Annotated in this window: 8 protein-coding genes and 1 pseudogene; 4 read left to right on the top strand and 5 right to left on the bottom strand. The window is 60.7% G+C overall.

Translation table 11 applies throughout. The features are described from left to right. Positions 1-104 precede the first annotated feature (104 nt). Positions 105-785 (top strand): annotated as a pseudogene (locus GSQ83_RS01020) (alpha/beta fold hydrolase); the annotation flags it as partial. A 341-nt stretch (positions 786-1,126) separates the two neighbouring features. On the opposite strand, the gene GSQ83_RS01015 reads toward GSQ83_RS01020, so the two are convergent. Then, a complete protein-coding gene (locus tag GSQ83_RS01015; RefSeq protein ID WP_158800865.1) occupies positions 1,127-1,543 on the bottom strand; it encodes an organic hydroperoxide resistance protein in 417 nt (138 codons plus the stop codon). A gap of 454 nt (positions 1,544-1,997) precedes the next feature. On the opposite strand from GSQ83_RS01015, the gene GSQ83_RS01010 reads away from it, so the two are divergent. Together GSQ83_RS01010 and GSQ83_RS01005 are read left to right on the top strand one after the other, a co-directional pair. Further along, positions 1,998-3,515, top strand: coding sequence for a winged helix-turn-helix domain-containing protein (locus GSQ83_RS01010; protein WP_158800864.1), 1,518 nt, complete (start codon positions 1,998-2,000; stop codon positions 3,513-3,515). 8 nt (positions 3,516-3,523) lie between these two features. Beyond that, positions 3,524-3,994 (top strand): hypothetical protein, encoded by a 471-nt coding sequence (locus GSQ83_RS01005; protein ID WP_158800863.1) that lies wholly within the window; start codon positions 3,524-3,526, stop codon positions 3,992-3,994. 732 nt (positions 3,995-4,726) lie between these two features. On the opposite strand, the gene GSQ83_RS30240 is transcribed toward GSQ83_RS01005, so the two are convergent. Together GSQ83_RS30240 and GSQ83_RS00995 are read right to left on the bottom strand one after the other, a co-directional pair. Continuing rightward, positions 4,727-5,152: an AAA family ATPase gene (locus GSQ83_RS30240; protein WP_254065434.1), complete on the bottom strand. Its 426-nt coding sequence runs from the start codon at positions 5,150-5,152 to the stop codon at positions 4,727-4,729. Positions 5,153-5,844: 692 nt separating this feature from the next. Further along, entirely contained in the window at positions 5,845-6,033 is a 189-nt protein-coding gene (locus GSQ83_RS00995; RefSeq protein WP_158800862.1) for a hypothetical protein, read from the bottom strand. 70 nt (positions 6,034-6,103) lie between these two features. Here GSQ83_RS00995 and GSQ83_RS00990 point away from each other — a divergent pair, with 70 nt between their 5' ends. Continuing rightward, positions 6,104-6,856, top strand: a complete 753-nt coding sequence (locus tag GSQ83_RS00990) for a hypothetical protein (protein WP_158800861.1) — start codon at positions 6,104-6,106, stop codon at positions 6,854-6,856. Positions 6,857-7,177: 321 nt separating this feature from the next. Here the strand turns inward: GSQ83_RS00990 and GSQ83_RS30985 are convergent, their stop codons facing one another. Both GSQ83_RS30985 and GSQ83_RS30980 read right to left on the bottom strand, forming a co-directional pair. Next, the gene (locus tag GSQ83_RS30985) at positions 7,178-7,498 is read right to left on the bottom strand and encodes a DDE-type integrase/transposase/recombinase (RefSeq protein WP_371417932.1); all 321 of its coding nucleotides are present in this window, start codon (positions 7,496-7,498) and stop codon (positions 7,178-7,180) included. A 14-nt stretch (positions 7,499-7,512) separates the two neighbouring features. Beyond that, a complete protein-coding gene (locus tag GSQ83_RS30980) occupies positions 7,513-7,668 on the bottom strand; it encodes a DDE-type integrase/transposase/recombinase (protein WP_371417931.1) in 156 nt (51 codons plus the stop codon). Positions 7,669-7,738: the final 70 nt, after the last annotated feature.

Below are 7,738 nucleotides of genomic sequence, written 5' to 3'. Positions count from 1 at the left end.
ATGCAACAACCCTCGCCGGCTTCCACGTCATCGCCTTCGTCGGATATATGCTCAAACAAGCTTTGGCCCTTATGCAAGGTGCATGACACTCTCTAGCGCAGGGCTTTCGTGTGATCGCGCATGACCGGCGCGGCCATGGCCGCTCTAGCCAGACGTCAGCCGGCCATGACATGGACACCTATGCCGCCGATGCCTTCGCGGTGGTCGAGAAGCTAGGGCTCGCCAACGCCATTCACATAGGTCATTCAACTGGCGGCGGCGAAGTCACTCGGTATGTCGCGAAATACGGCAGGGGCCGCGTTGCGAAGGCCGTGCTGATCAGTTCGATCCCGCCGACCTTCATGCAATCCGAGCGCAATCCCGACGGCGTTCCCAAAGCCGTCGTCGATAGCATTCGCGACGGCACGGCGTTCCATCGTTCGCAATTCTACCAGGACATTACGATTCCGTTCTACGGCTACAATCGCCCCGATGCGGTCTTGTCGGAAGGGATCCGTCAGAATTGGTGGCGTCAGGGTATGATGGGCGCGGCCATCGCGCAGTGGGAATGCGTCCGAGTGCTATCCGAGACCGAATTCTTCGACGACCTCGCCATGATCGACGTACCCGTGCTGGTGATGCACGGCGAGGACGACCAGATCTGTCCGTTCCCCACCACTGGCGCACGCTCGGTTAAGTTGTTGAAGCAAGGTAAGCTCATCTCCTACCCTGGGCTTCCGCACGGGATGCCGACCACGCATGCTGACATCATCAATCGGGATCTTCTCGAGTTCATCCGCGGTTGATCTGAACCTTTTACCGCAACGATCATAGTGGGTCGAGAGCGGAAACATCCGCCCTTGACCCATTCGCTACGGCTTGCGGGAGAAGGCTACTTCTCCGCCGCCTCCGAACATATGAACCACCGCAATTGTACAACTATCCTTTTGCGACCGTGCAGGCGAGGCCGTCGGGAGTCGGCTGGTGCCATGGCTCGCTCCGATGCAAATTCGCGTATGGCATCCCAAAACCACGCCTTCACCCTCTAACCCTTCTTCTTCCTCCAAGAACAGGAGAAGTGGCGTTGCCCGCCGTGCTGACCGCCGGGCCGTTACAGCTCCGCAGGCCGTCGATGGGTCCGCTGCTGCTAGACGAGGTTGATTTGAACGTCGACGTTGTTACGGGTGGCTCTCGAATAAGGGCATGTTTGGTGCGCCATATCGATGAGCGAGTGAGCGCGCGCCGGGTCGAGGCCCGGAACACTTACGTTGATGCGCGCAATAAGAAAATACACGCCCTCGGCAATATTGAGATCGACCTCTGCATCAATCTTGAGCCCGGCGGGCAGCGCGATGTTCATCTTGCGCGCCGCGAGGGCCATCGCGTCCCCGAAACATGCTGACCAGCCGGCCGCAAAAAGCTGTTCCGGATTGGTACCACCACCCGGCACGCCGGGCGACGAAATTCGGATATCCAGTCTGCCGTCGGAGCTGCGCGAAGCGCCATTCCGGCCGCCCATTGTCCGGGTTCTGGCGGTGTAAAGCGTGGTGGTGTTCTGTGCCAAATAAAGCTCTTCAAAAAAGACGGCGTTGATCAGCGGAGCGGCCGCGGCCGCGGCCTCCGGGCCAGGCCGCTCGCAGCCCGGGCGTAGGTGAGGTCACGCGCGCGACGATCGGTGAGAGGCACGTCGGCTGCACGGACCCTCAATGGCCGGACGGGGGCGAAATCGGCGGCGTGCATCCCTGCTGGAAGTGTTACGACAGCGCTGATGGCAGTGGCCAGGCAAACAATCCGCGCCCTGTGGTTGGCGGGCAAAGTTTGAACATCGGCGTTCTCCTCGGGGCTTCGGCAGCATCTTGCTTCTGCCTCGACAAATAATTGGCATTCACCTAGCCTGCTCGTTATGCATTGTGATGCGCTGTGAGCATCCGTCAGCAACGAAGCTTTGGAGAAGGCTCAAGCGGCACAGAACCCTATCGTGTCATCTCAAGGCTGCCCGCCGAGCGCCGACGACATAGATGAGTGAGACTATAGCATTCGGGCCCTTCACGCTGGCCCCGCGCGAGCGCCTACTTTTGCGGCTGGGAGCGCCCGTCGCATTGGGAGCGCGCGCCTTCGACATCCTCGCGGCGCTGGTTGCGCGCCCGAACGAGGTGGTCAGCAAGGTGGATCTGCTGGGCCTGGTCTGGCCCGATGTCACGGTCGACGAGGGTAGTCGTAGGTTCCATATCGCGAATCTCAGAAAAGCGCTGGGAGAGGGCAGGGAAGGCACTCGCTACATCGCCACCCTAACGCGGCGCAGCTACTGTTTCGTGGCACCTATCTCGGAAACGCTCGGGCTCCATCCCGCGCCACTTGAGGTCGCCGCCACCTATCCGCTCGCCAATCTTCCGGGCCTGCTGGCTCGCATGATCGGTCGAACCGATGACGCCGCCGCGCTGTCGGCACAGCTGCTCAGTTCTCGCTTCGTGACGATTTCGGGCACTGGTGGCGTCGGGAAGACTACGGTCGCGGTGGCGGTGGGGCACGATCTGATCGAAGCTTTCGCAGGCGCAGTGCACTTCGTCGATCTCGGAGCATTGAACGATCCCGCACTGGTCGCGACTACCGTCGCCTCTATGCTCGGGTTGTCCTCTCAGTCCGACGGCGCTTTGGTCGCATATCTCGCGGACAAGCGGGTCTTGTTGATCTTCGACACCTGCGAACATGTCATCGAAGCGGTGGCGGATCTGGCAGCGCGCATCTTTTCCGCAGCACCTCGCGTTCACATCCTGGCAACGAGCCGAGAGCCTCTCAAGGTGGAAGGCGAGCACGTCCACAAACTAAGGCCGTTGGCGTGTCCACCGGAGGATCTGGATATCACTGTGGCTGTCATCCAGGCCTTTCCCGCGACCCGGCTGTTCCTGGAGCGCGCAGCGGCAGGAGGTGCGCTCCTGGACCTCGACGATATCGAAGCGGCGACAGTTGCCAGCATCTGCCGCAAACTCGACGGCGTGCCGCTTGCGATCGAGCTTGCAGCCGGGCGGGTGGAGAGCATCGGCCTGCAGAAGACCACGGCCCTACTAGACGAACGGCTGGCACTGCTATGGCCCGGGCAGCGAACCGCGCCCGCGCGTCAAAAAACTCTCCAGGCGACGCTGGACTGGAGCTATGGCCTGCTGTCCGAGTCCGAACGCCAGGTTCTACGCAGGCTCGCGATATTTATCGGCCATTTCTCCATTGAAGCGGCGCTGGAGGTCGTGGCCGGCGGCATTGTGGGGAAGGAGCATATCTTCAGCGCCATCGACGGCTTAGTCGCGAGATCGATGGTCGCGGCAAGGCCGGCCGGGGCAACAATGCGCTACCGGCTGCTCGATACGACGCGTGCCTATGTCCTCCAGGCCGATACGGACGAAGCGGCACTGGAAGGCCTCGCAGCGGCATTCAACTTCATTGGTGCGGTCGGCTATGGCTCGGGCAAACCCTTCGACAAGTCCGGGTGCGCTGAGGCTTCGACTGGGTGGAATCAGATTAAGCAAAAATACCTAAACCGGTGAGGGCGCCCGTGGGCAAGCTTTGGGTCTGGGTCGGGCTTTGGGGATTTGCGCTCACTCAGGGAGCCGTGGCCTTGCCGCGGCCCGACGTAGCGATACCGGCGAACAGTCTCGGCCACAGCTCGTTGATGCTGGTGCAATACCATCGTGGCGGACATCGAAACGGCGGCGGCTCCAGGCAGTTCAATGCGAATAATTTTCATAACAACGTCAGCGGCAACCGCAATGCGCATATAAATGCCAATCGCAATGCGCATATAAACGCTAATCGCAACGTCAATGTGAACCGCAACGTCAACGTAAATCGCAACGTCAACGTGAACCAATACGGCGGCTATCACGGCAACTATGGGCCCAATTGGGGTGGTGTGGCCGCAGGTGTTGCGGTCGGTGCAGCCGTCGGAATAGCGGCCACGGCCGCCGCTACGGCGCCCAACTATCCGCCGCCACCGCCCTATCCCTACGCGTATCCGGGCTATTGATCGGGATAGGATCACACGCTCAACGAGCTGCATATCAGTGCGGGGCACGAGGATCCGGGTTGCCGGTGTATTCGAAGGCCTCCGCGAGCCTCTGGCGCAGTTCATCGTCCTGATTGATAAGGATAACTGGTGCACCCACCCATGGCTGCCAGCCCGCGGGGGGTGGAGTGCCAGGCAATACCGCGCGTGATGCCAGGCTGACCGCGGCGAGGATACGCCAGGCCGTTGCCAGGTCCGCGGGGGTGCCAGGCCAGGCCCGTGGCTTAAGGCTCCAAAGCCTCCGACGCGATGAATTGGAGCCAGGCTGAGCGCGATACCCCGCGGCGTTTAGCCGCGGCGTCTACCCGGTCGAGGAGATCGGCATCAAACCGGATCATGGTTGCGACCCGGCCGCGTTTCCGAGGAGGGGTTGCCGCGGGCCTGGCTCCAGCCGCGCCGATGAAAGCCGCGGCGGAGGCGTCATCGCCCATAGCGGGCTTACTAACCGGCTTCTTTGCGATAGCCATTGTATATCACTCCGCGATCGAGACGTTATAGGAAAGCTATTGAAGCGAGAGCGGTTAGGCTCCTCGACCGCCTTGGGGTCCTTGGGCTGGGCCTCGACGCCTTGGGCGTCGGCACCGTTGAGGAAGGCCAGCGCCCGGAGGTCGGGATTAAGCTCGCGGGCTTCCTTCACGAGGGCGGCTACTTGGTCCAAAGCCCAGATATCGAAGCTCCGAGGTTGGACCGGGATTAGGACCGCATCGGAGACGAGGAGGGCGGCCCGGAGGCTGCCGGTATCGCGTCCGCCCACATCGATAACCACGTCATCGTATTTCGGCGCGAGTTGGCGGACTTGGGTCCGGACAGCCGCGCCGGAGAGATTGACCGCCGTGTAGCCCGAGGACCCGAGCTGGTCCGCGCGGAGTTGGGAGAACAGGCTGGCGGAGCCTTGTTCGTCCCCGCCGCAACGCGGAAGCTCGCGAAGCGATGGCTGAGGTTCCCGGTATCGAGACACTCGACCTCGTTCTCATCCGCCGTAAGGCCTACCCAAACGCTGCGTCCCAAGGACGCGGGATCGACGAGGAGGACATCCCGGCCCGCCACGGCTCGGAGAATGGCGAGGTTGATGGCGATGGTTGTCTTGCCAACGCCCCCTTTGGTGTCCCCGACCGTCACGCTTAGATGGCTATTGCTATCGTTTCATAAACTCGGGGAATTGGGGCCGTTTTCCAGGAATTTCCAGGAAATTACTTGGCGCCTCTCCGCATTTGGAGCTACCTAGTTCACGAGGGCCAATGGCGTCGCAGTCAATACGGGCGGTCCGGTTACGGCGGCCAACACCACCGCCGAGGGTCAACGTCTAAACCTGCGTTGGCGACTGGCCTACGAGGTAGCCCCGCTGAACAAGCGAGGCGTTCGCAAGGCGCTCCTATCTCGCTTCGATCCCCCGGCTGTTGATGCGCCCCTACGACGTGGCGTTCGTGAGGTCGACTAGAGACACCCCGTCCCATTGGCAGGAGGCGCAGCGCAGCGCTCACTCTCGGGACCCAATCCGGGACGCCCGTATCCTCGCCTAATCCGCAGAATGCCGTCTAGCGGCGTCGATAGGCCGGGTTTTAGGGCGCTATAGAGGGTCACACGGTCGGGGACGGGGAATGGACCCCGGGCACAGTTGCGGGCCGCTAGGGGGGTGCTAAGGGCTTAGTCCCCCTCTCAGGCACGTGAGACAAGGCCGTTACTAACGGGTGTTATAAACTCGCCATGTCAGACAATCTAACATACACGTTGTGGCGCGTTGCCGTGTCGGCCATTTGCACATCGACGTTGATGCTATCCGCCGCTGGCGCCGTCGAGATTTGGGCTTCCCCCTAGTCCGGTTCCAAGGGGCTATAGGCGGTGAGTTGGATGCGGAGCTGGTCTATCCTGCGGCGCCATTCAATGACGAGCTGCGGCGTCACGGCGGCGCCGCTTTCAATCGTCCGCAGGTTCCCGGAGGTCCATTGGTCAAGGCTCCATACGAGACCCTTAAGCTCGGCTTCCAACTCGTCGCGGGTCATGTAGACAGAACCTCTTCCCCTCTTGTTGCCTACACGTTATGGTTGTTTCATAAACCCAGGGGGACAACCCATGGCTGACCTGCGACCCGATCTTTTGGAGGCGCAAGCCTCCGTCGATTGGGTCGAAAGCCACTTCCCCGACCTCTTCACGCGACTACACGCTTGGCAGCACGACAAGGTCTCTATCGAGTTCGAGAAGATGGCGCCTCCCTCGCTAGAAGACGGCATCATGATGGTCTTGAGGGAACCATTCCCCCTCAGCCTAAGCGTCGAGGTTGGCGCATATATCAACGCGCTTCGGAGTAGCCTCGACATTTTAGCCATGGCCCTGGTCCGCCGCCATGGCCTTCAATTGCCGGTCGAATGTGTGCAATTTCCCATTGCCAAGGACGAGAGTAAATTTGCGAAGGGCAAATATAGAGGGATCGAGTTTGTAAAAGCCCTTCCGGTTGCCGATCAAAAGATTATTGAGGACCTTAAGCCTTACGACGGCGCTAATGACATTCTAGCGACTTTGCATAATCTCGATATTACAAGGAAACATCATCAACTTCTCAATGTTGGAATACGGCCAGCCCAATTGCGATTGAAGAATGCCGACCTCTCAAACTTCACCCCGATCAATAGCGCATCGGGGTTTTTGGTCGTCGGCGACCGGACCCTCCTCGGGTTTTACAAAAGCGGCATGGCAAGACCAAGCGTTATGATCTCTCCCTATGTTGGGTTTGATGAGACCGGCCCGGTTCATGGCGCCCCGGTCCTCAGCGCTTTAAGGCAATTTGTTGAGCTGACGACTACCATCATCAAGTCATTCGATCGCTAACGGCCGACCTCCGTAGCCATTGGCCTTCCATAGCCTGTCTCCGCATCGCGAGGAGTTCGATTGGCACGCTCATGGCGTCCGCGAGCATCTCTCTCAAAGCCTCTTTCCTAAACTTAGATTGGGCTCCCCAGTCGTCTTGACCGGTAGTGACGGCCAGGTGGTTGGGGTCTGGTCGCGGGCGCCGGAGCCGCATGCCGGAGGCTACCGGGGTTTGTGGAACCGGGAAGCGGTAACGGTTACTGGTCCGGAGCCATCGCCAGGGCATTGTCAACTTAACCAGTTGAAGTGGGCTCTTGGGTAGGAGCATGGAGCACGACGCATTTATGCTGTCGTCTGGGTACACGTCTCCTGGTCCCAAATCCTGAAGGCCGCTGCACGAGTTGCCCGGTACCGCCTCGCGGTCTTCAGATGGCGCCGCGGATGAAAGTGGCCATGAATGAAGGCGTGTGCGGATAGGAAGCGTTGCGCTTGCCGTGCCGACTTGAAGCGCTGCATCTGCCGTTCTCGCCGCCGAGTTGGTCGATGCGAGTTCTCTGCTCGATTGTTCAGGTAGCGGCTCTTGCGGTGTTCGACATCGGGCATCAGCGCACGCTTCGCCGCGCCATAGCTGCCTAGTTTGTCGGTGATGAGGACCCGCGGCACAAACTGCAGACCTTTCAGCAGCCGCTTGAAGAAGCGCGTCGCCGCTCCGGCATCCCGGGGACCTGCACCAGGACGTCGAGCACGATGCCATCTTGATCGACGGCACGCCAAAGATAATGCAGCTCGCCCCGGATCCGGATGAAGAGGCGAGTGGCGCGGGGCAGTTGCATCCCCGCGCTCTCTCAGAACCGGACGTGATACTCTCGCATCATCCGGCTCCCATTGTTCGGCCGCTTCCAT

This window comes from Acidisoma sp. L85 (assembly GCF_009765865.1).
GTDB lineage: Bacteria > Pseudomonadota > Alphaproteobacteria > Acetobacterales > Acetobacteraceae > Acidisoma.
This window is presented reverse-complemented; position numbering and strand designations above follow the sequence as displayed.

Coding starts and splice junctions, on each gene's coding strand:
- GSQ83_RS01010 (WP_158800864.1), top strand. CDS start 1,998: ATGAGTGAGACTATAGCATTCGGGCCCTTCACGCTGGCCCCGCGCGAG.
- GSQ83_RS00995 (WP_158800862.1), bottom strand. CDS start 6,033: ATGACCCGCGACGAGTTGGAAGCCGAGCTTAAGGGTCTCGTATGGAGC.
- GSQ83_RS00990 (WP_158800861.1), top strand. CDS start 6,104: ATGGCTGACCTGCGACCCGATCTTTTGGAGGCGCAAGCCTCCGTCGAT.
- GSQ83_RS30980 (WP_371417931.1), bottom strand. CDS start 7,668: ATGCAACTGCCCCGCGCCACTCGCCTCTTCATCCGGATCCGGGGCGAG.